The sequence below is a fragment of the Micromonospora sp. NPDC049204 genome, from assembly GCF_040647935.1.
In the GTDB taxonomy this organism is placed as follows: domain Bacteria; phylum Actinomycetota; class Actinomycetes; order Mycobacteriales; family Micromonosporaceae; genus Micromonospora.
On the sequence record NZ_JBEZDC010000019.1, the window covers coordinates 110,390 to 136,435 of the forward strand.

Here is a 26,046-nt window from a genome sequence, read left to right on the forward strand (position 1 = left end):
CCGTCGACCCGTCAGCGGCGTGCCTGCTGTTTCTTGTGGCCAGCCTGGGTCACGGCTGCGTAGCTGACGCCTCCGACGAGGGAACCGAGCCCGGCGAAGAGGATGCCGCTCCAGGACTGGGGTAGCCACCCCTTCAGTGTCGCCGCGGTAGCCAACGCCACCGGTACCGCGGTGATCCACGCGGTGACGATGGCCCGGCCCGAGCGCCGGTCGTCCTGGTGGTGCAGGAAGCCCAACGCGCTGAGGATCGCGAGAAGACCATCATCATCGTAGATCCATGACAGCGCCAGGACGAGGAGGGCTCCGATGGCCAGGCCGACCGACGAGCGCCGGAGAGCCTCGCGTACGGAAACCCCGTCCCGCCGAGACGCGTCTGTCCGACCTGCCGGGTCATCGGGTCCGTTCGGCACCGATGACTGCTCGTCCACCGAACGATTGTCGCAACGCCCGACCAACGGTCGGGTGCTGTCAGGTGAACACCTGCGGTGCGCGCTCGGTCCGACCGTGCGCATCCGGTCGACGTCGATGATCCCGCCGCACCACGCGGCAGCTCAGGCGTTGTCGAGCACGAACGTCCGGATGAGGTCGGCGCATTCGGCCGCGTGTGTCTCCAACAGGAAGTGCCCACCGTCGTAGATGTGCGCGTCCATCCGTTCGAGAGCACGGTGGTAGGCGAGGACCTCCTCGACGTCGAAGAACGGGTCGTGCCGTCCCCAGAGGACGAGCGCCGGCGGCTGGTGGGCGCTGTGGTAGTCGGCCAGCTCGGCGAAGCGGGCGACGTGGTTGGCGTAGTCGGTGAACAACGCGAACTGGGCGTCGATGTTGCCGGGTCGTCGCATGCGCTCCCAGTCGAGGTGCCACGACTCGGGAGGTTGCCAGGCACGCACGTCCTCGGGCAGCCCGGCGAGGTACTGGTCCCGGGTGCCGGCGAAGGTCAGCCAGTCCGGCAGCGCGGCGCGCCGCTGGTCGGTCGGGTCGGCCCAGTACGCCTTGGCGTCGTCCCACTGCTCGCCGAGACCGTCGGAGTGCGCGTTGCCGCTCTGCACGATGAGGCCGCGGATGCGATCCGGGGCGCGGGTGGCCAGGTGGTATCCCACCGGTGCGCCGAAGTCGTGCAGGTAGACGAAGAAGCGCTCGACGCCGAGCTGGTCGAGCAGGTTCTCGATCGTCCGGGAGAGGTTCTCGAAGGTGTAGTCGTACTCGTCGACGGTGGGCGACGAGGACATGCCGAAGCCGGGGAGATCGGGTGCGATCACGTGCGCGACGTCGGCCAGCGTGGGCATCACCTCGCGGAAGGTGTGCGACGAGCTCGGGAACCCGTGCAGCAGAAGTACGGCCGGCTGCCCGGTCCGCCCCGCCTCGCGGAAGAACACCTCCAGGCCGTCGACGTCGGCCTGTCGGTGGCGGATCTTCTGGATGGCCTGCATCGCGTCCTCCTCCCACCGCGGTCGGCGCGGGCCCACCGGGTGTCCGCCGCGCAGCACCGGCAGCGGGGTCCATTGTTCCCTGCCCGGCCTGGCCGCGCTGGCATTGTCGGTCCAACCCGCCCGTCAGACCGGGCCGCTCGATGACGATTGCCCGGCGTGGTCGCCCGCGTCGGTGTCGATGGGGGCGGCTCGCCGTCACCGGGTCCGGCCGCCGGCCGGCGACGCGACCGTGAACAGCACGGTGAGCAGGGCCAGGACCGCGATGCCGGTGCTGACCTGGAATGCGCTGCGCATGCCGTCGGCGATGAGCGACGCGGTGGGTGCGGCGCCCGTGACCTGCGGGGTGTCACCGACGACCGAGGTGTACACCGTGGACAGGACCGCCACCCCGAGTGTCGCACCGGCCATCATGATCGCTTGAAGTAGCCCGGACGCGGCCCCGGCGTTCTCGGGGTCCACCGTCGACATGACGGTGACGTTGAGCGCAACGGCCACGAGGCCGAGGCCCGCGCCGGCGAGCAGCAGTGGCCCGAACAGGCCGGCGAGGTAACCGGTGGTGGCGGTGATCGTGGTCAGCCAGGCGGTGGCGATCAGGAGTACGACGACACCCGTGGCGGCCGTCGTCTTCGCGCTGTATCTGCCCAGTGGCCTGGCCGCGTTCCGGGCGGTGACCAGCAGCCCGGCCGCCATCGGCAGGAAGGCGAGGCCGGCCTGTAGCGGGCTGAAGCCGGACACCTCCTGCACGAAGAGGATGAGGAGGAACTGCATGCTCAGGGTCACCATGGGCACCAGCAGTAGGCCCAGGTAGGCCCCCGCGCGGGAACGGTCGGCGAACACGCCGAGCGGCATGATCGGCTGCGGTGCCGTTCGTTCGATCACGACGAACGCGATCAACGACAGGACGCCAACGCTCAGTCCGACCAGGGTGAGCGGGTCGTTCCAGCCGTGTTCGGCGGTGCGCACCAGCCCGAACACGACGCCGACCATGCCGACCAGGGAGGTCGCCGCCCCGGGAAGGTCGAGACGGCCGGCCGTCCGTGGTGACTCGTCGACGAATCGGCGCGCGAAGAGCAGCACGAACAGGCCGACCGGAACGTTGACGAACAGCACCCAGCGCCAGGAGGCCAGGGTGACGATGACGCCGCCGAGGATCAGGCCGAGAGTCATCGCCGACGCGGTCGTCGACGAGTAGATGCCGAGCGCTCTGGTCTGTGCGGCGCCCCGAAAGCTGATGACCAGCAGGGCGAGGGTGCTCGGCCCGGCGAGTGCCGCGCCGACGCCTTGCAGCGTCCGCATGGCGACCAGCCACTCCGCGCTCTGGGCCAGGCCGCCGAGCAGGGACGCCACGGTGAACAGCGCGATGCCGACCAGGAACACCCGGCGTCGACCGAGGATGTCGCCGGCTCGACCACCGAGCAGCAACAGGCCGCCGAAGGCGAGGAGGAAGGCGTTGACCACCCAGGAGAGGCCGGCGGTGGAGAAGCCCAGGCCGTCTCTGATCACCGGAAGCGCGACGTTGATGACGGTGCCGTCGAGCATCAGCATGACCTCGCAGGACACCAGGATCGTCAGGGTCAGCGTGGCCGCCCGGCCGGTCCTCGGGGCCGACGACCGGGTGGTGTCCGCGGTGCGGGGCGGTGAACTCGACACGGATCCTCCTGCTTGAATAGCGTGGAGACGAGTGAGCCAATAGTGAACGCTTCCGTCTACTATATGGGCCGCGGTGTGACCGTGACAAGCTGTCTCCGCGCGCGGAGGCAGAGAGGTGACCGATGACGACTCCGACCGCAGGGGCGGACCAGGCGGCCCGGGTCCAGGGGCGGCGACGGGGTGCGGATCTCGAGCGCGCGATCTTCGAAGCGGTGATCGACCAGCTCGGCACCGTCGGCTACGCCAAGCTCAGCATGGAGGGCGTGGCGGCGGCGGCCCGCACCGGCAAGGCCGCCCTCTACCGCCGCTGGGACAACCGGGACGAACTCATCCGCGACGCCCTGGGCACCCTGCTGCCGGGGCCGCCCGACGTGCCGGAGTCGACCTCCCTGCGTGCGGGTCTGCTGATGCTGCTGCAGTACTTCGACTCGGCACTGTTCGGGTCCAGGGGCGCCGCGTTCCAGGCGGTCGCCGCCGGGAGCGGCAACGACGTGACGATGCTGCGTGCCCTCTTCCAGGCTCGGGTGACCGACCCGTGCCAGGAGCAGATCCTGGCGCTGCTGCGCCGGGACGTGCCGACCGGCGGCGCGTCGACGATTGACGAGGCGCAGGCGAGGGTGTTCGCCACGGTCGGGCCCGCGATGCTGACGTACAACTGCGTCAACGGGCAGGACAGGAGCACCGACCAGCAGATCGAGTCCATCGTGGATGCCGTGCTCCTGCCGCTGGCACACGCGCACCGGTCATCGGTTGGGCAGAAGCCCGGATAACCCGACGGTCCGGGACGTCGAGAACGGCCGGGCGGTTCCGTCCCAGTCGTGAGCGGCCACCATGGCCGCACCAAGGAGAGGCAGGCCCGGCATGGCGATCCAGCGGATGGACAACGTCCTCATCGTTGTCGACGATCTTGACGCGGTCATCGCGTTCTTCGTCGAACTCGGCATGGAGTTGGAGGGCAGGGGTCCGGTCGAGGGGCGCTGGGTGGAGCAGGTGATCGGGCTCGACGACGTTCGGCAGGAGGTCGCGATGCTGCGGACCCCGGACGGCCACGGCAAGGTCGAGCTGGCGATGTTCCACACGCCGTCGGCGGTCCGGGCCGAGCCGGCGGATGCGCCCGCGAACACCCTGGGCATTCGTCGGATCATGTTCGCCGTCGACGACGTCGAGGACGTCATCGCCCGCCTGCGTCCGCACGGGGCCGAACTCGTCGGTGAGTTGGCGCAGTACGAGAACAGCTACCGGCTCTGCTACGTCCGTGGCCCGGAGGGCATCATCGTCGGCCTGGCCGAACAGCTCGGTTGAGGGCCAGCGCCGCGAGGGTCAGGCGCGAATGTCGGTGACCATCGTGTCCGCGTTCTCGAACGACTCGATCGTGCGGAACCCTTCGGCGGCGTAGAGCTTCGCCGCGAAGTTCGCACGCTCCACACTCAGTGACACCCGAGGGATGCCGCGCGCGCGTGCGGCATCCCGGGCAGCGCGCAGCAGCATCCGGCCCACCCCCCGACCCCGCCACGACTCCACCACGCCGATGGTCAGCTCCGGCACGTCGTCGCTCACATACCCGTAGCCCGGGTCCGCGGCGGTCAGGTGCCGCAGCCAGGCCGCGCCGACGGGCTGACCGGCGGGCTCCACCGCGACCACCCCGACGTCGTCCGGCCGCATCCACCCGGTGACGTAGTGCGCCAGCGCGGGGTCGGCCAGGATCCGTTCGCGAGACCAGTCGCGCTCCGGCAGCCAGTTCACGGCCTCCACCAGCATGTCGACCAGGAACGCGAGATCGGACGGAGTGGCGGCGCGGATATCGACGTTCTGCACCGCCACACCCTGCCACAGGCCCAGACCCGGCCGCCATTGACGAGAAAGTGACTCGCCGAGGTGGGCGGTCGTAGTACCAACTGATGAGGTCTTCTTCATTCCCGGTGTCGATGGCACGGCCGTATGTCGGCGCCAGAGTGGACGCAGTGTCGCCTCGCTGGCCGCGGCCGTCATCGACGGGTCGAGGTCCGGACAACCACATCGAGAGAGGGCAGTACGTGAGCGGGAACGAAGAGCAGAGGAGCACGTGGGCGCCCTGGTGGGTCTACCTGTGTGTCATTCTCGGCGGCAACTACGTGAAGCAGTACCTGGTTCGGGACCTGCCCGTGGTGGTCAACGCCGCCATCACCATCGTGCTCGTGGGCACGCTCTTCGTGGTCATCACGGCGGTCTACCGTGGTGTCCGACGCGTCGACCGTTAGCGGCGCGGCGCGTGCCCGCGCGGTGGCGGCTTCCGGCTTCCTCGTTACGCTCGGGGCATGTTCCGTGCGGCTCGGCCTGATGACTTCGCGCAGATCATCCGCCTCTACCGGCAACTGAACCCGGACGATCCGGTGCTCGACGACGGATCCGACGAGCAGGTCTTCCACCAGATCGTGGACACACCGGGGCTGCGTCTGTTCGTCCTCGAACTGGACGGGGTCGTCGTCGCCACGACGTACCTCAACGTGATCCCCAACCTCAGCCGGTCGGCCTCGCCGTACGCCGTGGTCGAGAACGTGGTCGTCGAGGAGTCGCGGCGCGGCACCGGGCTCGGCCGGCAGATCATGGCCGGCACCCTCCAGGCCGCCTGGGACGCGGGCTGCTACAAGGCGATGCTGATGACGGGGTCGCGTACCCCGGCGACGCACGCCTTCTACCGCGCCTGCGGGTTCGCGCCCGACGTCAAGACCGCGTACCTGGCGCGACCACCGGCATCCGAGAGCCAGGCGCGCGGTCCAGCGCGGGCGGGCCGCGCTGGTGAGACAGCCTAGACGGGGAAGGTCTCGCGCAGCGCGGGGTCCAGTGACCGGCCGGTCGTCGGCTCGACGAACAGCTCGGCGAGCAGAAGGCCCGCGAGGTGGGTCACGTTGATGCCCGACTCCTTGCCCCCGAGGCCCTGCAACGCGCCGCCGAGTCGGAACGCGGCCTTCGCCACGCCGGCCGGCAGTCGGCCCACCCGGCGACGTCGGCCGACCGCCTCGGCGATACGCCCGATCATGTCGTCCCAGGTCAGGTTCTCGTCGGCGACCGGAATGTCCGCGCCGCTGGCCTGCTCCAAGGCGTCCGCCGCGATCTCGGCGACGCTGCGCACCGCGACCGCGGCGCTTCCGCCGGTCGGCACCACCAGCGGGGTACGCGACCGCGCCCACCGGTCCAGCGGCCCGGCCCAGTTCGGCAGCCGGTCACCGGCCCGACCGAAGACGAAGGGCAGTTCGAGAACGGCGACCGGCAGATCCGGGCCGGCGGCCGCCCGCCCCTCCCGGGCCTGCTCGACACGGCAGCGGATGTACGTGTGCCGCTCGGCGAGCCGCCACTGCGGATGCAGCCGGTCGAAATAGGTGTAGTAGGAGCCCATCACGACCCCGCGGGTGAGGCCCTCCAGGCGGGCGGCGGTGCACAGGCGTACCACCGGTTCGACGTTGTCGCGGCGGAACTCCGGGTAGATCGGCTTGCGCAGCGGCCGCTGCTCGTCGGTGCGGGTGGCGTACACGACGCCGTCGTGACCGGCGAGCAACGGCCGCAGGTCCTCGATCGAGGCGGACCCGACATCGAGGCGGTGATCGACCCCCGGCTGGGCGGTCCGCGCCACCGTGGTGGTGGCATGGCCGCGCTCGCGCAGCACGTCCACGACATGAGCGCCGATCAGGCCACTGCCACCCACCACGAGAATCCGCACGGTGCATCGTCCACTCTGGACCCGGGTGCTTGTCAAGCCACCGTGGCCCCCCGGTCCGTTGCGCCGGCTGCACCGCCGCGGCGAACGCCCACCCAGCAGCCGCTCAACCCACCTCTCTTAGCCCAAAAAGAACCGGGGCGGACGGTTTTCACCGTCCGCCCCGGACTCCCGCCGTTCGGCAGCCCCGGCCGCCGACCAGGCCGGGCACCGCCGGCTAGCTGGTCAGGATGAACCTCTCCCACGACCCGACCGACGTACGGTTGGCGATCAACGCGCCCGCCCCGGCGTTCTCGGCGGCCACGATCTGGTTGTTGGCCAGCGCCCGCAGGCCGACCGTGCCGTCCGAGTTGTTGATGATCGTGAAGGTCTCCCACGGCCCGACCGTCGTGCGGCTCGCGATCAACGGACTGGCGCCGGCGTTGTCGGCGCACACGTACAGCCCGTTGGCGCGCGAGCGCAGGGCGATGTTGCCGTTGCCGGCGTCCACCCGGTCGAACTGCTCGGTCGTCGAGACGCTGGCCTTGTTGGCGATCAGCGGGTTGGTGCCGACGGCCGATACGTACTGGTTGTTGACCTGCGCCCGCAGCGTGATACCTCCGCTGGGGGTGGTGGTGCCGGTGGTGAAGGTGAACGCGTCTACATCGAACAGGTAGCCGGACCCGCCCTTGAACACCAGGTACAGCGCGGTCGACGCGCTCGGCGGGTTGCTGATCGTGCCGGACGACTCGACGAAGGTCTCCCAGTTACCGGTCACCGGCACCGTGACGGTGCCCAGCAGGGTGCCGGTGGCCGACCCGGCCCGGACCTCGATGGTGCCACCGGCGCCGGCCGACGACGCCCGGACGGTGATGCGGTTGGCGTTGGACAGGTTGTACGGCTGGTACGAGATCCAGTCGTTGTTCTCGATGAACCCGGCGGTGCGGCCACCCTCGGCGCTGGTGTGGTCGGTCGCCTGGACACCGGACTGGGCGCTGAAGTGCTCACCCTGACGGTGCTTCGGCTGCAGGGTCTTGATGCTGTGCGTGGTGAGCCCACCGTTGTCGGTGTAGGCGGCGTCGAAGACTCCGTAGATGTTGGCCGCGGAGTCGTGCTCCCCGTCCGTCGGGACGGTGATGGCGCCGCTGCAACCGGTCTTCGAGGTGATCTGGTGCGCGTGGCTGTCGTGGCCCAGCGCGTAGGTCAGGCTCACCTTCGAGCAGTCGATCGTGCCGTCCTGCGGGTCGCTCACCGAGATCTGGTACGACACGGTGTCACCGAAGCTGAACAGCTGCCCGTCGGCCGGCGTGGTCAGCGTCACCGTCGGCGCGGTGTTCCCCACGGTGATGACCAGGCTCGCCGTGCCGGACAGGCCGGTCGGGTCGGTGACCTTCAGGGTGGGGGAGAAGGTGCCGTTCGTGGTGTACGTCTTCGTCGGGTTGGCCGCCGTCGACGTGGTGCCGTCGCCGAACGTCCACAGGTAGCTCAGCGCCCCACCCTCCGGGTCGGAGGAACCGGCCGACGAGAAGTTGACGGTCAGCGGGTTCGACCCCGAGGTGGGGTTGGCCGAGGCGACCGCGATCGGGTTGCGGTTGCCGCCGCCGATGTACTCGATCCGGAAGAGCGCCTGGTTGTTCGAGCCGGTGCCGTAGTCCAGCACGTAGAGCGCGCCGTCCGGGCCGAAGGCCATGTCCATGACCTGGGTGCCGCTCCACGGGAAGCTGGAGATCTCCCCGCGCGAGCCGTCGGAGTTGACCTTGATCGGCTTGATCCACCGGCGGCCGTACTCGCCGGCGAAGAACTGGCCGTCCAGCGACTGCGGGAACTTGATGCTGGAGTTGAGCGAGGCGTTGTACCGGTACACCGGGCCGCCCATCGGCGACTCCGAGCCGCTGCCGAACTCCGAGGGCGACCCGGAGTCGCCGGCGTACTTGATCCAGGCCGGCTTAGCCGCGGGCAGGGTGCCGAGGCCGGTGTTGCGGAACGAGTTGTTGGTCGGCCCGCCCGTGCAGTTGTACTTGGACTGCGACGGCCCGGACGGGAACGTGTATTCGTTGTACGTTTCGGTGCTGCTGTTGCTGCCGGTGCAGTACGGCCAACCGAAGTTGCCCGGTGCCGCGATGCGGTTGAACTCGACCTGACCGGAGGGGCCGCGGCTGGAGTTCGTGGACCCGGAGTCGGGGCCGTAGTCGCCCAGGTAGACGACGCCGGTGGCCTTGTCGACGCTCATCCGGAACGGGTTACGCAGACCCATCGCGTAGATCTCCGGGCGGGTGTTCGCCGTGCCGGGGGCGAACAGGTTGCCCGACGGGATGGTGTACGTGCCGTCCGCCTGCGGCTTGATCCGCAGCACCTTGCCCCGCAGGTCGTTGGTGTTGCCCGCCGAGCGCTGGGCGTCGAACTGCGGGTTGCGGTTGGTCCGCTCGTCGAGGGGCGCGTAGCCGGACGACTCGAACGGGTTGGTGTCGTCGCCGGTGGTCAGGTACAGGTTGCCGGCGGCGTCGAAGTCCAGGTCACCGCCGACGTGGCAGCACTGCCCACGGTCGTTGGCGACCTGGAGCACGATCTTCTCGGTGCTCAGGTTGAGCGTGTCGTCGCTGTTGAGGGTGAACCGGGACAGCCGCAGGTGCCCCTTCCACCGGTCCCAGTCCGACTGCGAGCCGGTGGTCGGGGCATCCCCGGACGGGGTGCTCAACGTGGGCGAGTAGTACAGGTAGATCCACCGGTTGGTGGCGAAGTTGGGGTCGACGGCGACGCCCTGCAACCCCTCCTCGTCGTGCGTGTAGACCGACAGGGTGCCGGAGGTCTTGGTGTTGCCGTTCACGTCGGTGACCCGCAGGACACCGTTGCGGGCGGTGTGCAGCACCGAACGGTTGGGCAGCACGGCCAGGGACATGGCCTCACCCAGCTCGGCGGAGCCGGTGGCGAGTTTGACCTGCTGGTAATCGGAGGCGGGGATGACCACCGCCTGCGCGGTGGAGGGAGCGGCCACGGCCAGGGTCACGCTCGCGACGGTGGTGACCGCCGCGATGAGTGCCCGGGACCAGCGCCGGGGGTTCGAAAGCATGATCGTCCTTTCTCGACGACCAGGGCCGGGGCGTGCGGGGGCGCACCACGGCCAGGTGGGGGTGGTGAAGAGCGCGTCGAGACGCGATCAGTTGGTGGTGACGAGGTCGAACTTCTCCCACTGACCGATGGAGGTCCGGTTGGCGATCAGCGGAGAGCCACCACCGTTGTCAGCCGCGACGTAACGGTTGTTCACCGTGGCCCGCAGGCTCACCGTGCCGTCGGAGTTACGGACGAGCTGGAACGTCTCCCAGGCGCCGGCGCTGCCCCGGTTGGCGATCAGCGCGGAGGCTCCGGCGTTCTCCGCCGCGACGAACTGCCCGTTGCTCTTGGCACGCAGTGCGACGTTGCCGTTGGCCAGGCTGACCACGTCGAACCGCTCGCTGGTCCCGACGGAGGTCTTGTTGGCGATCAGCGCGGTGGTGGCGTTGGGCGCGCTGACGTACTGGTTGTTGGCGCGGGCCCGCAGGGTGGAACCGACGGCCGCGGGCGGCGGGGTGGTCGGCGGGGCCGTCGTCGGCGGCGCGGTGGTCGGCGGCGCGGTGGTCGGCGGGGCGGTGGTCGGCGGCGGGGTGGTCGGCGACGTCCCCGGCGAGCAGTTGGCGCTCACGGAACCCGCGGCGACCTGCAGGCCGCCGAGCAGCATCCGGGTGAAGTTCGGGTCGGTGTACGACGCCTCGGTGTGCCCGAGGCCCGTGTACCACGCCCGTCCGCTGCCGACCGTCTTGCACCAGGTGATCGGGTGGTCGCCGCGCATGTTGCCGCCGCTGTAGGACGACTCGTCGAGGCTGGCGAGGACCCGCACGGTGGACCGGGGGTTGGTGCGGTAGTTGTACCACTCGTCGGAGCGCGACCAGGTGCTCGGCAGGTGCGCGGTCGACGGGTTGGTGCGGTCCTCGATCTTCACGGTCGCCGTCTGGATCGCCGGGTGCGAGTCGAAGTACGCCCCGACCAGCGCGCCGTACCACGGCCAGCTGTACTCGGTGTCGGCGGCGGCGTGCACGCCGACGTACCCGCCACCACCGGCGATGTACGACTCGAACGCCGTCTGCTGGCTGGAGTTGAGGACGTCACCGGTCGTCGACATGAAGACCACCGCCTGGTACTGGGCCAGGTTGGAGGTGGTGAACTGGCCGGCATCCTCGGTCGCGGTCACGCTGAAGCCGTTGGCGGAGCCGAGCTGCTGGATCGCGGCGATGCCGTTGGGGATGGCCGAGTGGCGGAAGCCGGCGGTCTTGCTGAACACCAGGACCTTGGTCAGCGGTGCGGCCGAGGCCTGCGTGGGCAGGGTTATCAGGCCGGCCACCAGCACGGCCAGGCCGGTGATGAGAGCCAACAGACGGGGACGGGAACGCATGGTCTTGCTCCTCTGCTGAGCGTCGACCTCAGGCTGTGCACGGGGGCAGGCCGGGGCCGCAGTGGCGGTGGTGCGGAAGCCGGGCCGCCGATGCTCGGCTGAGGTGGTGCGGGGGGTGGTGGGGTGAATGGGGGACGGAGCGCTGCGCCAGTCGGCCGACTCGACCGACACTGTGGACGATCAATTGTATCGACTGGCATCGCTGACGCAGTAAACCTCCGATGTCTGGCCCTCGTCAAGCCCACGTGCTCCGGCCCGGGGGTCCGGCTCCGTGGGCGGCGTGGGCGGCGCGACACGACGCGTGGCCGGCGGCAGGTCCACCCGCCAAGACGAGAATTTCGCGCCGATCAGGGCGCGGCGCTGCCGGTTTGCCCCGTCGACCCCGGTGCGCGTCGGGCGGTTAACCCCGCTCGTCCGACGCGCCACCGCGAGCGCCCCGGGTCGCCATGAGGATGAGGTCGGCGATCGTCTCCGGGTGGGTGACCATGGCAAGATGTGACGATTCGACCTCGATCGTCGTCGCGTCCATCCGGTCGGCCAGGAATCGTTCCAGCTCCGGCGCGGTCGTGCGGTCCTGCGTGGAGATCGAGTAGTAGCAGGGTCGGTTCCGCCAGGCGGCCGTCGTCGTGCGGCCCTGGAACAGGTCCCCGGCGATCGGCCCCTGCACCGCGTAGAGGGCGCGGGCGCGGGCCTCCTCCACCCCGCCGGCGAAGTCGGTCAGAAAAGCACTCTCGCTGAGCTGGGCGTACCCGTCGTGGTGCACGAGACCGGCGTTCGCCGGCGGCGTGGGGTACTTCGCCGCGAGCGCGGTGAAGTCCTCGCCGGCGTCCGGCGCGCGGGCCGCCACGTACACCAGGGCGCTGACCCGGGGATGGTTACCGGCGTCGCTGATGACCGTGCCGGCCCAGGAGTGGCCCACCAGCACCGTCGGCCCGTCCTGGCGGTCGAGGGCACGGTTGGTGGCGGCGACGTCGTCGGCCAGGGACGTCAGCGGATTCTGCACCGCGGTGACGGTCAGCCCGGCGCGCTGGAGCAGGGGGATGACGTCGGACCAGGAGGAGCCGTCGGCGTACGCGCCGTGGACCAGCACGACGTTGCGCGCCTGCACGGCGGGGGACTTGTCGCTCATCTGAAACCTCCGCGGGCGGGGCGACGCCGTGCCACCGCTGGGTCGTCGACGACAGCTCTCGCCTGCCACTCTTCCCCAGGACGGTCCCGCCGGTGGGCGAAACGCCGACGGCCGCGCCCTCAGCGCACCGGGTCCGGTGCGACCGCCCTCCAGTCCAGGCGGTCGCGAGAGAGGCGACGCACGACCAGCCAGCCGACCGAGAACGGGATCGCGCCCATGGCCACGACTCCCAGGACGGCCGAACCGGTGACGTCGAAGACGGATCCGACCTCACCGAACAGTTGGGCGACCGTCTGGAAGGCGACGTGGAAGCCGATGCTCGCCCACACGTCGCCGGTGGCGGCACGGAAGGCGCCCAGCAGGAGAGCGAAGACGAGGAACAGCGCGAGCCGGTCGACGGACCGGGCGGCCCCGGTGAGGAACCCGAACAGGGTGAACAACACCGCCTGCCCGATCACCGCCTGCCCGGCCGGCCACCGGGTGGCGAGGTTGTGCTGCAGGTAGCCACGGAAGACGAGTTCCTCCGGCAGCGCCTCTTTCAGCAGGACGAGGACGACCAGCAACGCCGCCACCCGAAGCGCGTCCCCGACGGACGTCCGAACGCTGATCTCGACCCAGCCGAGACCGAGGCAGAGCGCGAACCCGAGGGCGGCGGGCACCAGCCAGCAGGCCATGCCGAGCAGCAGGCGCCGCCAACCGGACCGCAGCGAGGGCAGGCCGAGACCGGCCCAGGGGCGTCGGTCGAGCCAGTGGCGGGCAACCACGACCAGGGGTACGACCAGCGCCGTCGTGAGGACCGCCCCGGCGGCATGGGTCGGACGGTCGTACTCGCGGTCGAGCAGAGCCCCGAGCGCCAGCCACACCAGCACGGCGCCCGTGTAGACGACGAGGATCCGCCCGGGCAGGGCGACGCGAGGGTTGGCGTTCACCACCGGCAGCGTAGCCAGTGGCGGCAACACGGGCCGTCAGCGACCGAGGACGAGGTAGGCGAGGCCGAGGATGCCCCGGTAGCCGTCGACGTACTCGCGCAACCTGTCGTCGAGCTGCGTGCGGACATCGGCCGCGCGGGGATCCTCCGGGTACGTCAGCAGCCACTCCTGGCGGCCCGCGAGCCAGGTGGACTCGAAGTCGTCCCACTCCCGTTGGTCGGCGGTGCTCAGGTGCAGCACCCGCCAGCCGCGTTCCCGGGCGGCCTCGACCAGCCCCGGGAGGGTCACCACGTCCCGGCCGAAGATCTCCTCGACCTCCGGTGTCGGAGGGCGCTCCCAGTACGCGTCACCGAGCAGGAGTCGGCCACCGGGTCGGACCACGGCGGTGAGCGCGTCGAGCGCGGGCAGGGTACCGCCGAAGGCGTGCGCCGATCCGATGCAGAGCACCCGGTCGGCCGGCTCCTGCCAGGCCGCCGCCTCACCCTCGACGAAGGTGACGTGCCGGTTCAGCGACCGGTCCGCGGCCAGTCGCCGTCCCCGCTCCAGGGCGTCGCCGTCGGTGTCGACGCCGACGCCGCGCGTCGCGACCGGACCGGACACGCCCCCGGCGGCGACCGCGCGCAGCAGCAGCTCACCCCAACCGCAGCCGAGATCGAGCACGCGCGCGCCGGGGCGGACGTCGAGTCGTTGCAGCAGCAACGCCGCGTGCTCCGGTGCCAGCGGCGTGTTCCAGCGCATCCGGGCGTGGCGGCTGGCGGCGAGGTGGTCGGCTGACTGCATCCGTGGATGGTGCCACGTCGTGATCATCGGCGTGCGCCGCGTCCGGTGCCCGCGCGTACGGCAGGATCGGTGGGGTGGACGCGCAGCGGGCGGGGCCGTTTCGGCGGCCGACCCCGCAGGAGGTGGCGGCGGCGGCCGGCCGGGGCCTGGCCGACGTGATCGGCCCCGGCCTGCGGGTGCTGTTCTGTGGCTTCAACCCGGGTCTCTACTCCGCCGCCGTGGGGTTGCCCTTCGCCCGCCGGGGCAGCCGGTTCTGGCCGGCCCTGCACGGTGGCGGGTTCACCGACCGGGAGCTGCACCCGTGGGAGCACGACGAGTTGCTTCGCCAGGGACTGGGCATCACCAGCCTGAGCAACCGGGCCACCGCCCGCGCCGACGAGCTGACCTCGGCGGAGCTGGTGGCCGGGTTGACGGGGTTGGCGGTGAAGGCCGAGCGGTACCGGCCGCGGTGGGTGGCGATCCTCGGGGTGACCGCGTACCGGATCGCCTTTGTCCGACCGAAGGCCGGGCTGGGTCCGCAGCCGGATCGGCTGGGTCCGGCCCGGGTGTGGGTGCTGCCCAACCCCAGCGGCCTGAACGCACACTTCCCCCTGCCCACGTTGACCGCCGAGTTCGCCAGGTTGCGGCGGGAGCTCGACCCCTAGGGCGTGTCTCGCGAGTGCTGGCCGGCCAGCGCGACACGGAGGTCGGCGAGCGTCGCGACCGCCCAGCGGCCGACGGCGTCGGGATACTCCGCCTCCGGTCGCTCCGTGACGTCCTGGGCCGTGACCGACCACGACACCGGCCAGCGCTTGTCGAGGTGCGAACGATCGGTGGGCGGCGCCGACCGGGTGACCTTCCGCGAGCCGGCCGCGAAGCGGCCCATCTCGCGGCGCAGGTGCGCGATCGGAGGCGCGCCGGGCCCGGTCATCTCGTCGACCGCGGCGTGCAGGCGGTCGAGCGTCTCGCGCGTGAGCCGGGACGGATGCTGGAGCTGGTACGTGGCCACGGCGAAGAAGTGCGCGCGCATCCCCGCCTCCGGTTCGAGAGCGGGTAGCACGCGGGTCTCGATCTCCAGCAGCTCGTGCAGCCGCGTCCAGCAGTCGCCGGTCGCCGGCAACGCCCCTCCGCACTCAGGGCAACGCGCGTGCACGGGCGCCCCTCCTCGGTGAGCTGCTGCCCCTCACTGCCGGCCCTCGTTCACCAGCTGCCCGGCGAGGCCCTGGTAGTAGGGCTGCATGGCGGGGTGGTACTCGTCGAACTCGGGCCGGGGTGAGCCGTCCCGGGAGGCGACGAGCAGGTCCAGGTAGTACTCCCAGCCGGCGCCGACCTCGGCGATGCCCTCCACGCTCGTGAGGTGCTGGACGAACCGCAACTCGGTGGTGCCGTCGGTCTCGGTCAGCGCCAGCTCCAGCCGCCAGGTGCCGTAGCTGTCGATCAGCGACACGGCGAGGCGTCGCGGTGGCTCGCACGCGTCGATGTGGACCTCAGACCAGGGCTGTTCCTCCTCGAAGGCCATCTGGAGCCGGACGGTCCGTCCGGGCGCGGCGTCGCCCTCCCACGGGCCGTACCAGCGGGCCGTGCGCTCCGGCTCGGTCAGACTGGCCCAGACGTCCTCCGCCGGGGCGCGGAAGGTCCGGGTGAGGACGAGGTCGTGGCCGGCGTCGGTGCGAAACAGGCGTCCGGTGGGCGTACGGGTCATGCCGTGTGCTCCCTTCGATGCTCCGCCGGGCCGCTGCTGCGGCGCTCTCGGCGGGTGCGATAGATCTCGGTCTCCAGCGCGTCGAGGTGTCGCTCCCACCGGTCGGTGCCGACCAGCCCGGCGAGCCAGTCGGCCAGCGGGGCGAGTGGGCCGGGGTCGAGGCGGTAGATCCGGTGTCGGCCCACGACCTCGTCGCGGACCAGCCCGCTCTCGCGCAGCACCCGTAGGTGGCGGCTGATGGCGGGTCGGCTGATCGCGAACCGTTGGGCGATGTCGCCGGCGGAGAGGGGTTCGGCGCGCAGCATGGTCAGGATGTGCCGTCGCACCGGGTCCGCGATTGCGGTGGCCACCTCGTCCACACCAGAAGCGTAACCCATGGGTTACGGGTTTGGTGACCCGCCTGCGTCGATGGTGGGCACATGATCAGGTCGCCTGGCACTCTGTACGCCATGGCCACCCTGCTTCGCTCCCGGATGACCGACTGGACCGTCGCCGTACCCGTGCTCGCCGTGCTGGTGCTGCTCGCCACCTGGGGGCGGGACCTGCCGGCTCCGATCATCGTGGTGGTCGCGGTGCTGCTGGGAGGTGCGGTGCTGGCGGCCGTGCACCACGCGGAGGTGGTCGCCCACCGGGTGGGGGAGCCGTACGGGTCGCTGGTGCTCGCCGTCGCGGTCACCGTGATCGAGGTCGCCCTCATCGTCACGCTGATGATCAGCGGGCCGGAGAAGACCCAGTCGCTCGCCCGCGACACCGTCTTCGCCGCCGTCATGATCACCTGCAACGGCATCCTCGGCCTGTCGCTGCTGCTCGGGGCGCTGCGCCGGCGCGTCGCCGTGTTCAACCCGGAGGGCACCGGCGGCGCGCTGGCCACCGTGATCACCCTGGCCACGCTGAGTCTGGTCATCCCGACCTTCACCACGGCCCGGCCCGGCCCGGAGTTCAGCCCGGCCCAACTCACCTTCGCCGCCGTCGCGTCGCTGGCCTTGTACGGGCTGTTCGTGCTCGTGCAGACCGGCCGGCACCGCGACTACTTCCTGCCGGTGGACAGCCAGGGCCGGGTGATCGACGCCGAGGAGCACGCCAAACCGCCGACGACCCGAGCGGCGCTGATCAGCCTGGGGCTGCTGCTGGTGGCGTTGATCGCGGTGGTGGGCGACGCGAAGACGGTCTCCCCGACCATCGAGGCCGGTGTCGCGGCCGCGAACCTGCCGCACGCGTTCGTCGGTGTGATCATCGCCCTGCTGGTGCTGCTGCCGGAGACCCTCGCCGCCGCGCGCGCCGCCCGCCGCGACCGCGTACAGATCAGCCTGAACCTCGCCCTCGGCTCCGCGATGGCCAGCATCGGCCTGACTATCCCGGCCATCGCCATCGCCTCGATCTGGCTGGACGGCCCCCTGCTGCTCGGCCTCGGCGGCACCCAGCTCGCCCTGCTCGCGCTGACCGCGGTGACCGCGGTGCTGACCGTCGTGCCGGGCCGGGCCAACGTGCTGCAGGGTGGCGTACACCTGGTGTTGCTGGCCGCCTTCGTCTTCCTGGCCGCGAGTCCCTGACCGTCCGCCGCCCGGCTCAGCCGGCGGGCGGCGGGTCGCCCCCGAGACGGTCCGCGCGGGCGTTCAGGTAGCGCTGCTGCGCCAGGTTCGTCGAGCGCGCCGCCGCCATCCGGTACGCCTCCCGCGCCGCGACCCGCTCACCCCGCAGCTCCCACAGGTGGGCGCGGGCGGCCGGCAGCCGCGGGTCGTCGGCCAGCCGCGGGTCGTCGGCCAGGTCGGCGAGCAGCGCCAACCCGGCCGGCGTGCCCCGACTCATGGCCACCGCCACCGCGTGGTTGAGCGCCACCACCGGATTGTCGGACATCCCGAGGAGCACCTCGTACAGGGCGGTGATCTGCGCCCAGTCGGTGGCTGCCGCGCTGGGTGCCTCATCGTGCACGGCCGCGATGGCCGCCTGCACCTGGTACGCCCCGACGACCCCGCGCGGCAGCGCCGCGCTGATCAACCCGACCCCCTCGGCGATCTGGTCGGCCCGCCACCGGGAGCGGTCCTGCTCGGCCATCGGCACCAGCTCGCCGTGCGCGCCGATCCGGGCCGGCGCTCGGGCGTCGGTGAGCAGCATCAACGCGAGCAGCCCGGTCACCTCGGGATCCTCGGGCACCAGCCGGTGCACCAGGCGGGTCAGCCGGATCGCCTCGGAGGTCAGGTCGGCGCGCAGCAACCCGGGCCCGGCCGTGCGGGCGTACCCCTCCGTGAAGATCAGGTAGAGCACGTGCAGCACGGCGGCGAGCCGGTCGGCGCGCTGCGGGCCGGTCGGCGGCGCGAACCGCAGCCCACTGTCGCGGATCCGCTGCTTGCCCCGACTGATCCGCCGGGTCATCGTCGCCTCCGGCACCAGGAACGCGCGCGCCACCTCGGCGGTGCTCAACCCGCCGACCGCCCGCAGTGTGAGCGCGATCTGCGACGCCGGCGACAGCGCCGGGTGGCAGCACAGGAACAGCAGGATGAGTGTGTCGTCGGCGTCCGCGGGCTGCTGGTCGGCCGCCGGAGCGCGCCACTGCTCGGGCAGCACCCACCGCGCCACCGTGTCCTCCCGCCGCATCCGGGCCTGCTCCCGGCGCAGCAGGTCGGTCAGCCGGCGGGACGCGACGGTGATCAGCCAGCCGCGCGGGTTGTCCGGTACGCCGTCGCGCGGCCAACCGTCGGCCGCGGCGATCAGCGCCTCCTGCACGGCGTCCTCAGCGGTGTCGAAGTGCCCGTAGCGACGGACCAGCGCGCCGAGGACCTGCGGCGCCAGCGCGCGCAGCAGGTCCTCGACGGGTGTCTGCGGCATCGGTCAGCCGGCCAGGTCCTCGATGCCCTCCAGCACCGGCCGCACGTCCACGTACCCGCCGGGGGCGTCCGGGTCGACCAGCCCGGCGGCGATCTCGGTGGCCCGGTCGAAGCTGGCGCACTCCACGATCGTGTAACCGGCCAGGACCTCCTGCGTCTCCGGGTACGGGCCGTCGGTGACCACGGGTGCGCCCTCGCGTACCTGCACCCGGCGCGCGTGCACGGGCTCGCTCAGGCCCTGGGCGTCCACCAACTCCCCGGACTCGGCCAGCGCCTGGTGGAACGTCTCCATGTGCTGGTGCATCGCCGCGATCTGCTCGGCCGACATCGCGGGCCGGTCGGAAGCCCGCCCCGACAACACGTCGTAGTCCTGCTGGGAGCCGTACAGCAAAATCATGTACTTCACGGGTGTCTCCTCGTGTCGCTGGCACCGCCTCCGGCGCCGCTCACCAGAAACGTCGAAGCCCAACCCCCAACCCGGACACCCACCCCCGGCCCCCGCCCGATTCGATCCGTTGATCATGAGGTTATAGCTCCGACACGCCGATGCGAGTGGCAATAACTCCATGATCAACGGGGGAGGGGTGGGGTGGGGTGGTCTAGGTTGGTGCCATGGCGGTGGTTTGGGCTGTGGTGGGAGGTTTCGCTGCGGTGGCTGTTGCCGCGTTCGGGGTTGTGGTTCGGCGGGGGCGGCGGACCGGCGAGGTCGGGAACGACGAACGCACGGCCGGTCGGGATGCCCTCGGCCGGCAGCAGCGCTACGAGGCCGAGCGACACGGCGACCAGGGCGACACCTGGCAGCGCGGCGGCGCTGCCGGCGGCTGACGGCTCACTGACCGTAGGAACGGCGGAGCCGGTCGTTGATCAGGTAGTTGAGCCGGTGCCGCAGGTACCCCAGTGTGCTCTCGCTCGGCACGTCCCCGCCGGTGGTGAGCGTCCACCGCAGCGCGCACTCCGGGCCGGGTGGGTCGGCGGCCAGGTCGAAACGGATCCGGTCCAGCGGCCGGTGCGGCCACAGCGACGACCAGATCAGCAGTACGGGCGCGTAGCTGGCGAGCACCCGGGGCGCCACCTCGTCGTCACGCAGCTCCAGCCAGGGCCGGGCACCGACCTCGTACGGGTCGCGCAGCGAACGCCACACGACGTGTGGCGGGGCCGGCTGACGGCGACAGCGGCTGCCCAGCTCGTGCACGACGACCCTCCTCGCCGGACGGCCGCACCCGCCCCGGCTCATTCTGGCCGTACGACACGGTTGCCGTGAACCATCCGCAGCCGCCGCACGTGAATCCGGTGCGTGGGCGTGGGGTCGTATCGTCGGGGTACTACCAGCGCGAGCACGGATGTCTGGGGAGGCACAGTGGGCACACGGTCAGGACGCGCCGCCCGGGGACCGCTGGCGGCCCTGCTGATCGCCGCCCTGCTGTCGCTCGCCTGCGCCGGGGGCGGGCTGGCCGAGCCGGAGGGCGAGCGCCCCGCGCCGGCCCGTTCGCAGGGATCCCCGGCGCCGAACACCACCCGGGCCGACGGCACCACAAGTGTCGCCGAATTCGAGCAGGACGTCGCCGACGCGCAGACGATCGCCGAACGGTACTGGGCGGCCCAGTTCAAGGAGTCCGGGCAGCGGTTCCAACCGATCCGGCGGATCACCCCGTACCAGCGGGCGGGCGAGGTGTCCTGCGGGGGAGAACCGCTGCCCCGCAACAACGCCGTCTACTGCTCCCGGGGCGACTTCATCGCGTACGACATCGCCTGGTCGGTGGCGGCGTTCCGTCAGGTCGGTGACGCGTTCGTGTTCTACCTGCTCGGCCACGAGTACGCCCACGGCATCCAGGTGCGGCTCGGCATCAACTACAGCTTCACCATCCAGCAGGAGTTGCAGGCCGACTGCATGGCCGGCGCGTACCTCGGCGACTCGGTGCGCGCCAAGGTCCTGACCCTGGCCGACGGTGACCTCGACGAGTTCCGTGAGGGGCTGGCGGCCGTGGGCGACGACCCGGACCAGCCGTGGTTCGCGGAGGGCTCGCACGGCACCGCCGAGCAGCGCACCGACTCGTTCTTCCGCGGCTACGAGCGTTCGCTGGAGGCCTGCGACCTGGGCTGAGCGGGTTGCCCGGATCACGTCGGCGCCCATCGCGGTCACCAGCGGGGTGCCGGCCTGGCAGGATCGCCGGTGTCGGCCACGACCCTGGAGGATCCGCTGAGCAGCCACCACCTTGCCGCCGTGCTCTTCGACATGGACGGCACGCTCGTCGACAGCGAGAAGCTGTGGGACGTCGCGCTGCAGGAACTCGCCCGGGAGTACGGCGGGGAGCTGTCCGAGGACGCCCGCCGGTCGATCATCGGCACTGCCATGGCCGAGTCGATGCGCATCCTGCACGACGACCTGGGGCAACCCGAACGGGATCCGGAGATCAGCGCGGCGTGGATCAACGCCCGGATCCTGGAGTTGTTCCGCACCGGACTGCCCTGGCGGCCCGGCGCCTTCGAGTTGCTGCGCGCGGTCCGGGCGGCGGGGATCCCCACCGCGTTGGTCACCTCCAGCCCCCGGGCGCTCGTCGAGATCGCCCTGGACACCCTGGGCCGGGACACCTTCGACACCGTGGTCGCCGGCGACGAGGTGGTGGCGGCCAAGCCGCACCCCGAGCCCTACCTGACCGCCGCCCGGCAGCTCGGTGTGCCGATCGAGCGGTGCGTGGCGATCGAGGACTCGCCGACCGGGGTGGCCAGCGCGCTCGCCTCGGGTGCGGCGGTGCTGGCCGTACCGGCGGAGGTGGCGCTCGCGCGCACTGCCGGCGTACATCAGGTGGAGAGCCTGACCGGCGTGGACCTGGGGCTGCTCGCGGCGCTGCTGACCGACCGGGCCGCGGCGACCGGCTGAGAGGCCGGCGCCCCGCCGCCTGAGCGTCGATCGGGGACGAATCGCCCCGGGACGGCCGACGCCCCCGATCGCACTGGCGACCGGGGGCGTCGGCTGTTGCCGATCAGTCGTGGGCGATCGCGCCCAGGACGTTGATCCGGGCCGCCCGGATGGCCGGCACCACGGCCGCCACCACACCGATGATCGCGGCGAGACCGAGGAAGACACCCATCTGCCCCCAGGGCAGGATCAGGTCGGTGATGCCCTCGTCCTTGAGCGCCTCGACCACCGCGGCGCCGAGACCGGTGCCGACCGCCACGCCCAGCAGCGCGCCGAACACGGAGATCACCACCGCCTCCACGGTGATCATGCCCATCGTCTGGCCCCGGCGCAGACCGATCGCCCGCAGCAGACCCAACTCCCGGGTCCGCTCCAGCACCGACAGCGCCAGGGTGTTGATGATGCCGAGCACGGCGATCACGATGGCCAGGGCCAGCAGGATCTGGATCATCGTGAGCAGCCCGTCGAGCTGACCGGTCTGCTGCTTGATGAACGCGTCCCGGTCGGCCACCGACACCTCGGGGCTGTCCGCCAGCAGCGTCTCCACCTGGGGCTGCACGTCGGCGACCCGGGCGCCGGGGGCGAGCTGGATGAAGCCCTGGCTGGGCTGCGGGATGGTGAAGTCCTTCGCGGCCTGCACCGGCAACGTCACCGGGTTGGTCAGCTGGGACGACTCGTAGATGCCGCTGACGGTGTACGTCCGCGCCTCACCCCGGGTCAACTGCACCTTGACCGTCGAACCCACCGACCAGCCACGCGAGGTGGCCGTGTCCGAGCTGGACAGCATCTGGGTCGGCCCGAGCCGGTCGATGTCACCGGCCGTGGCCTTCGCCCCGAAGATCTGCCGCAGCGACGCGATGTCACTGCTCGCCGCGACCCAGGTGCTCTCGCCGTCGAGCTTCGCCATGTCGCCGTACTCGCCGTCGACCAGCTGCACGCCGGGCAGGGCCTTGGCCTTGTCCAGCACCGCCGGGTCGAAGCTCGGCGGACGCGGACCGCCCTGCTGACCGGAGATCACCAACTCGGCCTTGATGGTGTCCTGGGCGAGCGCGCTGATGCTGCCCTTGGCCGAGTCGAGGATCACCGTGACGCCGGTGACCAGCGCGATGCCGACCATCAGCGCCGCGGCGGTGATCGCGGTGCGGCGCGGGTTGCGCCCGGAGTTGAGTCGGCCCAGCTTGCCCGGCACCGACCAGGAGAAGATCGCGCCGAGCAGGTTCACCACCGGCCGGCTGATCAGCGGGGTCAGCAGCGCCACACCGATGAAGGCGAACAGCACCCCACCCAGGATGGTGGGCAACGTGCTGCCCCGGGCGTTGCCGCTGAGCCCGAGGAACAGCAGCACCGCGCCGATCCCGGTGACCAGCGACCCGGTCACGGTGATCTTGGTCAACGGTCGGTCCGGGGTGGCCACGTCCTGCATGGCCGCGATCGGCGGGATCCGCGACGCCCGCAACGCCGGCAGCAGCGCCGCCACCACGGTGATGACCAGACCAACCGCGAACGAGCCGATCACCGCGGCCGCCGGTACGCCGATCCCGGCCAGGGTGAGCCCACCGGCCAGCTCGCCGAACAGGAACGCCAGCAGCGCCCCTACCCCGATGCCGGCGGCGAGACCGAGCACCGAGGCGATCAGCCCCACCGCGATGGCCTCCAACACCACCGAGCCGATGATCTGCCGACCGCTGGCCCCGATGGCGCGCATCAACGCCAACTCCCGGGTGCGCTGCGCGACGATGATCGAGAAGGTGTTGAGGATCAGGAACGTGCCGACCAGCAACGCCACCGCGGCGAAGCCGAGCAGGATCTTGTTGAAGAAGGACAAGCCCTCCTTCAGGCCGGCCGACGCGTCCGCGGCCACCTGCTCACCGGTCTTCACCTCGAAGTCCGGCCCCAGCGCGCGGGCCACGTCGTCGCGCAGCGTCTCGTCGGAGACCCCACCGGCGGTGCGGACGGTGACACTGCTGAACGTGTCCGGCTCGCCGAGCATGAGCCGCTGCGCCACCGGCGTGGTGAAGAAGACCTCGTTGACCCCGCCGATCGAGTCCCGGTCACCGCTGTAGCCCATGATGCCGACCAGGGTGAAGTCCCGCTTCTTCGACTCGAACGCGGTGAGCACGCCGACCTTCTGGCCGACCTGCACCTTCGCCGCCGTGGCCAGCGCCTTGTTGAGCACGACCTCGTCCTCGGCCTGCGGCGCGCGCCCCTCCCGCAACTGCATCAGGTCGCTCTCGCCGATCCAGTTCTCACCCAGCTGGGGCGGACCGAACGAGGTGATCACCTTGCCGTTGCTGCCGACCACGCGGGCGCCGTCGGCGTTGACGATGCCGGTCGCCGAGGCCACCCCCGGCACCTGCTTGACCCGTTCCACCAGGGCGGCGGGCAGCGGGGCGGAGGTCTGCTCGCCCTCCATCTCGCTGAGCTCCACCTTCGGTTTCGCCGCGACGTTCACGTCGATCTCGGAGAAGCCGTCGGCGAAGACGGAGTCGAACGAACGCCCCAGCGTGTCGGTCAACACGAAGGCACCGGAGACGAACATCACCCCGAGCACCACCGCCAGACCGGACAGGATCAGCCGGACCTTGCGGGCCAGCAGACTCTTCAGTGTCGCCCGGAACATCAGTTGCCCACCTCGGCCGGAGTGTCCAGCTTCTTCATGGTGTCCAGCACCGTCTCGGCGGTCGGCTCGATCAACTCCGAGACGATCTGCCCGTCGGCGAGGAAGACCACCCGGTCGGCGTACGCGGCGGCGGTCGGGTCGTGGGTGACCATCACGATCGTCTGGCCGTGCTCGCGGACCGAGCTACGCAGGAAGTTGAGCACCTCCGCGCCGGAGCGCGAGTCCAGGTTGCCGGTCGGCTCGTCCGCGAAGATCACTTCGGGGCGGGAGACCAGGGCACGCGCGCACGCCACCCGCTGCTGCTGCCCGCCGGAGAGCTGCGCCGGCCGGTGGTCCAGCCGGTCCTTCAGACCAACCGTGGTGATCACCGTGTCGTACCAGGCCGGATCCGGCTTGCGCCCGGCGATCGACAACGGCAGCAGGATGTTCTCCTTGGCGGTCAGCGTGGGCAGCAGGTTGAACTGCTGGAAGATGAAGCCCACCTTGTCGCGGCGCAGCTTCGTCAGCCCCGCGTCGCCCAGCCCGGTGACTGTCGTCTCACCGATCGCCACCGTCCCCCGGGTCACCGAGTCCAGACCGGCCAGGCAGTGCATCAGCGTCGACTTGCCCGAACCCGACGGCCCCATGATCGCGGTGAACCGGCCACGTTCGAACTCGGCGCTGACCCCCCGCAGCGCGACGACCTGAGCCTCGCCGCTGCCGTACACCTTCCACACGTCGTTCGCCCGGGCCGCGGCCTGCGCTTGGCCTACCGTCGCGGTCACGTCATCTACCTCTTCCGTCTGTCCGTCTGCTCACGCCGCCCCCCGATGGTCCGGCGTGACTGTTCCATCATCGGCGCTGCTCACGCCCGTTCCGTCCGCCCCTGGGGGGACCCGGCGCGGATTTCCCGCTGCGGGTGGCCCCCGATGCCGGATCAGGGTTGCCCCTGACCCGACGACCGGTCGACCCGTTTCCCGCGACCGGTGGACAGCGCCGAACCCGAGACTGCCCCCTCACGCCACAGGAGGGTCAACCGCGCCGAGCCGTCTCCGGTCACGGTAGGTGAGCACGGCAACAAGGCCGTCCCCCCACGGAGGGATTTCCGAGTACGCCGAGTGGGGTAGCCGCCGGACGTCGGCTACGCCCCGGGGCGGATCAGACCCGACTCGTACGCCAGCACCACGGCCTGCACCCGATCGCGTAGTCGCAGCTTCGTCAGCAGGCGCCCGACGTGGGTCTTCACCGTGGTCTCGCTGACCGACAGCACCGCCGCGATCTCGGCGTTGGACAACCCCCGAGCCACCTGCACCAGCACCTCGCGTTCCCGGTCGGTGAGCGCGTTGAGCACCGGTGCGGGCGTCGCCGCCGGATCGGGCAGCAGGTCGGCGAAGCGCTCCAGCAGCCGGCGCAGGATCCGCGGCGAGACCACCGCGTCCCCGCCGGCCACCGTGCGGATCGCCGCGATCAACTCCTCGGCGGGCACGTCCTTGGCCAGGAAGCCGCTGGCGCCCGCGCGCAGCGCCCCCACCACGTACTCGTCCAGGTCGAAGGTGGTGAGCACCAGCACCCGCACCGGCAGCCGGGAGTCGACGATGGCCCGGGTCGCCGCCACCCCGTCCATCCGGGGCATCCGGATGTCCATCAGCACGACGTCGGGCAGCAGCCGGCGGGACAGCTCCACCGCCTCCACACCGTCGCCGGCCTCGGCCACCACATTCAGGTCACTCTCGGCCCCCAGCACCATCCGGAAGCCGGTGCGCAGCAGCGGTTGGTCGTCGGCGAGCAGGATCCGCACCGGCCGCGCCGAGGCCACCCGATCCGTCATCTCGTCTCCCGTTCCGCCGACGTCGTGCCCGCACCGCTCATCCTCGCGTACGGCGGACGTGCGTCGCGGACCACGGTAGAGGCCTCCCCGCCGCGGTGTCGTCACCGACGCGGCACCGCGTCGGCCCCCGCCACGGTGCCCGCGGCGGGGGCGGTCAGCGACCGGCCGGACACACCGCGGCGCGCACGAGT

The 26,046-nt window shown here is 71.2% G+C and carries 27 protein-coding genes and 1 pseudogene; 9 read left to right on the forward strand and 19 right to left on the reverse strand.

Annotated features, from left to right (window positions below; all coding sequences use genetic code 11):
* Positions 1–11: 11 nt before the first annotated feature.
* The 3 genes from AB0A90_RS29255 to AB0A90_RS29265 form a co-directional block, all read right to left on the reverse strand.
* On the reverse strand, positions 12–428 hold the full coding sequence (locus AB0A90_RS29255; RefSeq protein ID WP_357254203.1) for a hypothetical protein: 417 nt from the start codon (positions 426–428) through the stop codon (positions 12–14).
* Between the two features lie 123 nt (positions 429–551).
* Positions 552–1,427, reverse strand: a complete 876-nt coding sequence (locus AB0A90_RS29260) for an alpha/beta hydrolase (protein ID WP_357254205.1) — start codon at positions 1,425–1,427, stop codon at positions 552–554.
* Between the two features lie 195 nt (positions 1,428–1,622).
* On the reverse strand, positions 1,623–3,077 hold the full coding sequence (locus AB0A90_RS29265; protein WP_357254206.1) for an MFS transporter: 1,455 nt from the start codon (positions 3,075–3,077) through the stop codon (positions 1,623–1,625).
* Between the two features lie 122 nt (positions 3,078–3,199).
* Here AB0A90_RS29265 and AB0A90_RS29270 point away from each other — a divergent pair, with 122 nt between their 5' ends.
* Together AB0A90_RS29270 and AB0A90_RS29275 are read left to right on the forward strand one after the other, a co-directional pair.
* Positions 3,200–3,847: a TetR family transcriptional regulator gene (locus tag AB0A90_RS29270; protein ID WP_357254208.1), complete on the forward strand. Its 648-nt coding sequence runs from the start codon at positions 3,200–3,202 to the stop codon at positions 3,845–3,847.
* A 91-nt stretch (positions 3,848–3,938) separates the two neighbouring features.
* Complete coding sequence (locus AB0A90_RS29275) at positions 3,939–4,379, forward strand: VOC family protein (protein WP_357254210.1); 441 nt, start codon at positions 3,939–3,941, stop codon at positions 4,377–4,379.
* A gap of 18 nt (positions 4,380–4,397) precedes the next feature.
* On the opposite strand, the gene AB0A90_RS29280 is transcribed toward AB0A90_RS29275, so the two are convergent.
* Positions 4,398–4,892 carry a GNAT family N-acetyltransferase gene (locus AB0A90_RS29280; protein WP_357254212.1) on the reverse strand — a complete coding sequence of 165 codons (495 nt, stop codon included), beginning with the start codon at positions 4,890–4,892 and terminating at the stop codon, positions 4,398–4,400.
* Between the two features lie 218 nt (positions 4,893–5,110).
* Here AB0A90_RS29280 and AB0A90_RS29285 point away from each other — a divergent pair, with 218 nt between their 5' ends.
* On the forward strand, positions 5,111–5,314 hold the full coding sequence (locus tag AB0A90_RS29285) for a hypothetical protein (RefSeq protein ID WP_357254214.1): 204 nt from the start codon (positions 5,111–5,113) through the stop codon (positions 5,312–5,314).
* A gap of 57 nt (positions 5,315–5,371) precedes the next feature.
* Positions 5,372–5,866, forward strand: coding sequence for a GNAT family N-acetyltransferase (locus AB0A90_RS29290; protein ID WP_357254216.1), 495 nt, complete (start codon positions 5,372–5,374; stop codon positions 5,864–5,866).
* Here AB0A90_RS29290 and AB0A90_RS29295 read toward each other — a convergent pair.
* From AB0A90_RS29295 to AB0A90_RS29320, 6 genes and pseudogenes are all read right to left on the reverse strand, one after another.
* Positions 5,863–6,771, reverse strand: a complete 909-nt coding sequence (locus AB0A90_RS29295) for an NAD-dependent epimerase/dehydratase family protein (RefSeq protein ID WP_357254218.1) — start codon at positions 6,769–6,771, stop codon at positions 5,863–5,865. The genes AB0A90_RS29290 and AB0A90_RS29295 overlap by 4 nt on opposite strands.
* A 214-nt stretch (positions 6,772–6,985) precedes the next feature.
* Positions 6,986–9,814 (reverse strand): PQQ-dependent sugar dehydrogenase, encoded by a 2,829-nt coding sequence (locus tag AB0A90_RS29300; RefSeq protein WP_357254220.1) that lies wholly within the window; start codon positions 9,812–9,814, stop codon positions 6,986–6,988.
* A 588-nt stretch (positions 9,815–10,402) separates the two neighbouring features.
* Positions 10,403–11,170, reverse strand: a pseudogene (locus AB0A90_RS29305) (ThuA domain-containing protein); the annotation flags it as partial.
* A 400-nt stretch (positions 11,171–11,570) separates the two neighbouring features.
* On the reverse strand, positions 11,571–12,299 hold the full coding sequence (locus AB0A90_RS29310; protein ID WP_357254222.1) for an alpha/beta hydrolase: 729 nt from the start codon (positions 12,297–12,299) through the stop codon (positions 11,571–11,573).
* Positions 12,300–12,418: 119 nt separating this feature from the next.
* Positions 12,419–13,228, reverse strand: coding sequence for a CPBP family intramembrane glutamic endopeptidase (locus tag AB0A90_RS29315; RefSeq protein ID WP_357254224.1), 810 nt, complete (start codon positions 13,226–13,228; stop codon positions 12,419–12,421).
* A gap of 36 nt (positions 13,229–13,264) precedes the next feature.
* Positions 13,265–14,008, reverse strand: a complete 744-nt coding sequence (locus AB0A90_RS29320) for a methyltransferase domain-containing protein (protein WP_357254226.1) — start codon at positions 14,006–14,008, stop codon at positions 13,265–13,267.
* Positions 14,009–14,082: 74 nt separating this feature from the next.
* Here AB0A90_RS29320 and mug point away from each other — a divergent pair, with 74 nt between their 5' ends.
* Complete coding sequence (gene mug, locus AB0A90_RS29325; RefSeq protein ID WP_357254228.1) at positions 14,083–14,652, forward strand: G/U mismatch-specific DNA glycosylase; 570 nt, start codon at positions 14,083–14,085, stop codon at positions 14,650–14,652.
* On the opposite strand, the gene AB0A90_RS29330 is transcribed toward mug, so the two are convergent.
* The 3 genes from AB0A90_RS29330 to AB0A90_RS29340 are packed head-to-tail and all read right to left on the reverse strand — an operon-like array spanning position 14,649 to position 16,048.
* Entirely contained in the window at positions 14,649–15,140 is a 492-nt protein-coding gene (locus AB0A90_RS29330; RefSeq protein ID WP_357254229.1) for a DUF5946 family protein, read from the reverse strand. The two genes, mug and AB0A90_RS29330, sit on opposite strands and share 4 nt — an antisense overlap.
* A 30-nt stretch (positions 15,141–15,170) precedes the next feature.
* A complete protein-coding gene (locus AB0A90_RS29335) occupies positions 15,171–15,689 on the reverse strand; it encodes an SRPBCC family protein (RefSeq protein WP_357254230.1) in 519 nt (172 codons plus the stop codon).
* A complete protein-coding gene (locus AB0A90_RS29340) occupies positions 15,686–16,048 on the reverse strand; it encodes a metalloregulator ArsR/SmtB family transcription factor (protein WP_357254232.1) in 363 nt (120 codons plus the stop codon). The genes AB0A90_RS29335 and AB0A90_RS29340 overlap by 4 nt, the downstream gene beginning before the upstream one ends.
* Positions 16,049–16,138: 90 nt before the next feature.
* Between AB0A90_RS29340 and AB0A90_RS29345 the strand changes: the two genes are divergently transcribed.
* Complete coding sequence (locus tag AB0A90_RS29345; RefSeq protein ID WP_357254273.1) at positions 16,139–17,239, forward strand: ionic transporter y4hA; 1,101 nt, start codon at positions 16,139–16,141, stop codon at positions 17,237–17,239.
* 16 nt (positions 17,240–17,255) lie between these two features.
* Here the strand turns inward: AB0A90_RS29345 and AB0A90_RS29350 are convergent, their stop codons facing one another.
* Both AB0A90_RS29350 and AB0A90_RS29355 read right to left on the reverse strand, forming a co-directional pair.
* On the reverse strand, positions 17,256–18,512 hold the full coding sequence (locus tag AB0A90_RS29350) for a sigma-70 family RNA polymerase sigma factor (protein ID WP_357254234.1): 1,257 nt from the start codon (positions 18,510–18,512) through the stop codon (positions 17,256–17,258).
* 3 nt (positions 18,513–18,515) lie between these two features.
* Positions 18,516–18,908, reverse strand: a complete 393-nt coding sequence (locus tag AB0A90_RS29355; protein ID WP_357254275.1) for a YciI family protein — start codon at positions 18,906–18,908, stop codon at positions 18,516–18,518.
* Positions 18,909–19,162: 254 nt separating this feature from the next.
* Here AB0A90_RS29355 and AB0A90_RS29360 point away from each other — a divergent pair, with 254 nt between their 5' ends.
* Positions 19,163–19,336, forward strand: a complete 174-nt coding sequence (locus tag AB0A90_RS29360) for a hypothetical protein (protein ID WP_357254236.1) — start codon at positions 19,163–19,165, stop codon at positions 19,334–19,336.
* A gap of 4 nt (positions 19,337–19,340) precedes the next feature.
* Here the strand turns inward: AB0A90_RS29360 and AB0A90_RS29365 are convergent, their stop codons facing one another.
* Entirely contained in the window at positions 19,341–19,703 is a 363-nt protein-coding gene (locus tag AB0A90_RS29365; RefSeq protein ID WP_357254237.1) for a hypothetical protein, read from the reverse strand.
* 108 nt (positions 19,704–19,811) lie between these two features.
* Between AB0A90_RS29365 and AB0A90_RS29370 the strand changes: the two genes are divergently transcribed.
* Both AB0A90_RS29370 and AB0A90_RS29375 read left to right on the forward strand, forming a co-directional pair.
* The gene (locus AB0A90_RS29370) at positions 19,812–20,612 is read left to right on the forward strand and encodes a neutral zinc metallopeptidase (RefSeq protein WP_357254239.1); all 801 of its coding nucleotides are present in this window, start codon (positions 19,812–19,814) and stop codon (positions 20,610–20,612) included.
* Positions 20,613–20,732: 120 nt separating this feature from the next.
* The gene (locus AB0A90_RS29375) at positions 20,733–21,389 is read left to right on the forward strand and encodes an HAD family phosphatase (protein ID WP_357254277.1); all 657 of its coding nucleotides are present in this window, start codon (positions 20,733–20,735) and stop codon (positions 21,387–21,389) included.
* 103 nt (positions 21,390–21,492) lie between these two features.
* On the opposite strand, the gene AB0A90_RS29380 is transcribed toward AB0A90_RS29375, so the two are convergent.
* The 3 genes from AB0A90_RS29380 to AB0A90_RS29390 all read right to left on the reverse strand — a co-directional run bounded on the left by AB0A90_RS29380 (position 21,493) and on the right by AB0A90_RS29390 (position 25,855).
* The gene (locus tag AB0A90_RS29380) at positions 21,493–24,048 is read right to left on the reverse strand and encodes an ABC transporter permease (protein ID WP_357254241.1); all 2,556 of its coding nucleotides are present in this window, start codon (positions 24,046–24,048) and stop codon (positions 21,493–21,495) included.
* Positions 24,048–24,812 (reverse strand): ABC transporter ATP-binding protein, encoded by a 765-nt coding sequence (locus tag AB0A90_RS29385; RefSeq protein ID WP_357254243.1) that lies wholly within the window; start codon positions 24,810–24,812, stop codon positions 24,048–24,050. Before AB0A90_RS29385 ends, AB0A90_RS29380 begins: the two co-directional genes overlap by 1 nt.
* Before the next feature lie 356 nt (positions 24,813–25,168).
* Complete coding sequence (locus AB0A90_RS29390; RefSeq protein ID WP_357254245.1) at positions 25,169–25,855, reverse strand: response regulator transcription factor; 687 nt, start codon at positions 25,853–25,855, stop codon at positions 25,169–25,171.
* Positions 25,856–26,046 lie beyond the last annotated feature (191 nt).

Excerpts from the sequence above, each read along its gene's own strand:
- AB0A90_RS29290 (WP_357254216.1), top strand. The coding sequence starts at position 5,372 with ATGTTCCGTGCGGCTCGGCCTGATGACTTCGCGCAGATCATCCGCCTC.
- AB0A90_RS29270 (WP_357254208.1), top strand. The coding sequence starts at position 3,200 with ATGACGACTCCGACCGCAGGGGCGGACCAGGCGGCCCGGGTCCAGGGG.
- AB0A90_RS29260 (WP_357254205.1), bottom strand. The coding sequence starts at position 1,427 with ATGCAGGCCATCCAGAAGATCCGCCACCGACAGGCCGACGTCGACGGC.
- AB0A90_RS29310 (WP_357254222.1), bottom strand. The coding sequence starts at position 12,299 with ATGAGCGACAAGTCCCCCGCCGTGCAGGCGCGCAACGTCGTGCTGGTC.
- AB0A90_RS29390 (WP_357254245.1), bottom strand. The coding sequence starts at position 25,855 with ATGACGGATCGGGTGGCCTCGGCGCGGCCGGTGCGGATCCTGCTCGCC.
- AB0A90_RS29380 (WP_357254241.1), bottom strand. The coding sequence starts at position 24,048 with ATGTTCCGGGCGACACTGAAGAGTCTGCTGGCCCGCAAGGTCCGGCTG.
- AB0A90_RS29350 (WP_357254234.1), bottom strand. The coding sequence starts at position 18,512 with ATGCCGCAGACACCCGTCGAGGACCTGCTGCGCGCGCTGGCGCCGCAG.
- AB0A90_RS29275 (WP_357254210.1), top strand. The coding sequence starts at position 3,939 with ATGGCGATCCAGCGGATGGACAACGTCCTCATCGTTGTCGACGATCTT.
- AB0A90_RS29355 (WP_357254275.1), bottom strand. The coding sequence starts at position 18,908 with ATGATTTTGCTGTACGGCTCCCAGCAGGACTACGACGTGTTGTCGGGG.
- AB0A90_RS29335 (WP_357254230.1), bottom strand. The coding sequence starts at position 15,689 with ATGACCCGTACGCCCACCGGACGCCTGTTTCGCACCGACGCCGGCCAC.
- AB0A90_RS29345 (WP_357254273.1), top strand. The coding sequence starts at position 16,139 with ATGGCCACCCTGCTTCGCTCCCGGATGACCGACTGGACCGTCGCCGTA.
- AB0A90_RS29320 (WP_357254226.1), bottom strand. The coding sequence starts at position 14,008 with ATGCAGTCAGCCGACCACCTCGCCGCCAGCCGCCACGCCCGGATGCGC.
- AB0A90_RS29300 (WP_357254220.1), bottom strand. The coding sequence starts at position 9,814 with ATGCTTTCGAACCCCCGGCGCTGGTCCCGGGCACTCATCGCGGCGGTC.